This window comes from Frankia gtarii, from assembly GCF_025403375.1.
Classification (GTDB): Bacteria; Actinomycetota; Actinomycetes; order Frankiales; family Frankiaceae; genus Frankia; species Frankia gtarii.
The window spans coordinates 1-1,462 of the sequence record NZ_JAMPTM010000528.1 but is presented as its reverse complement, the minus strand read 5'-3'; the positions used below and the strand labels follow the sequence as shown (position 1 = coordinate 1,462).

The following is a 1,462-nucleotide window of genomic DNA, read 5'->3' as shown; positions in this document are numbered from 1 at the left end:
GCTGCACCCGCCCCGCCCGCAGCACCGCCACCCGATCCCCGAGCGTCATCGCCTCAACCTGATCATGGGTGACATACACCATCGTCGTGCCCAACCGCCGCTGCAGCCGCGACACCTGCGTCCGCGTCGCCACCCGCAACGTCGCATCCAGGTTCGACAACGGCTCGTCCATCAGAAACACCGCCGGCGACCGCACGATCGCCCGCCCCATCGCCACCCGCTGACGCTGACCACCTGAGAGCATCCCCGGCTTACGGTCCAACAACGGCGTCAGATCCAGGATCCGCGCCACCTCCCGCACCCTCTCCTCGACCCGCGCCCGCGGCACCTTCGCCAACGACAACGGAAACCCGATGTTGCGCCGCACCGTCATATGCGGATACAGCGCATAGCTCTGGAACACCATCGCGATGTCCCGGTCCGCCGGCCCCAGCGCGTTGACGACCCGCCCACCGATACGCAACTCGCCGTCGCTGATGTCCTCCAACCCGGCGATCATGTTCAACGTCGTCGACTTCCCGCACCCCGACGGGCCCACCAGAATCAACAACTCCCCGTCGGCGACGTGCAGGTTCACATCGTCGACCGCCACCTGCCCGTCCGCGAACCACTTGCTCACATGCTCCAGCTCAACCTCCGCCATGACCTGCGCCTATCCCTTCACCGCACCGGACGTCAGCCCGGCGACGATCCGACGCTGGAACACCAGCACGAACACGATGATCGGAATCGTGACGACCACCGCCGCCGCCGCGATCGACCCGATCGGCTGGGCGAACTGCGACGCACCGGTGAAGAACGCGATCGCCGCCGGAACCGTCCGCGACGACTCCGTCGACGTCAACGAGATCGCGAACAGAAAATCGTTCCAGCAGAAGATGAACACCAGGATCGCCGTCGTCACCATCCCCGGCGCCGCCAACGGCACGATCACCCGCGTGAACGCCTGCCACGGCGACGCCCCGTCCACCGCCGCCGCCCGCTCCAGATCCCGCGGAATCTCCCGGAAAAACGCCGACAACGTGTAGATCGCCAACGGCAACGAAAACGTCAGATACGGCACGATCAACCCGATCCACGTATCGAAGATCCCGATCTGCCGCCACAGGTTGAACAGCGGACTCACCAGCGAAATCTGCGGAAACATCGCAATCAGCAACGCCAGCCCCACCAGCAGCCGCCGCCCCGGGAACACCAGCCGCGCCACCGCATACGCCGCCATCGCCCCCACCACCACCGCCAGCACCGTCGAGATCAACGCGATCCCGACCGAGTTCACCAACGCCCGGGTGAACAGCGACGCGCCGAAAATCCCCCGATAGTTCTCCCACGTCCAGTGCCGCGGCACAAAATGCCCGTCCCCGACCGACGCCGGCGTCTTGAACGACAACGACACCAGCCACGCCAACGGCACCAGCGACACCACCACGATGACCGTGTTCACCGCCACCCACCCCGACAC

Annotated in this window: 2 protein-coding genes; both read right to left on the bottom strand. The window is 66.1% G+C overall.

Annotated features, from left to right (window positions below):
• On the bottom strand, window positions 1-643 hold a 643-nt coding region (locus NBZ83_RS32095; protein WP_261576509.1), incomplete at its 3' end, for an ABC transporter ATP-binding protein.
• A 9-nt stretch (window positions 644-652) separates the two neighbouring features.
• Entirely contained in the window at window positions 653-1,462 is an 810-nt protein-coding gene (locus tag NBZ83_RS32090; RefSeq protein ID WP_261576508.1) for a carbohydrate ABC transporter permease, read from the bottom strand.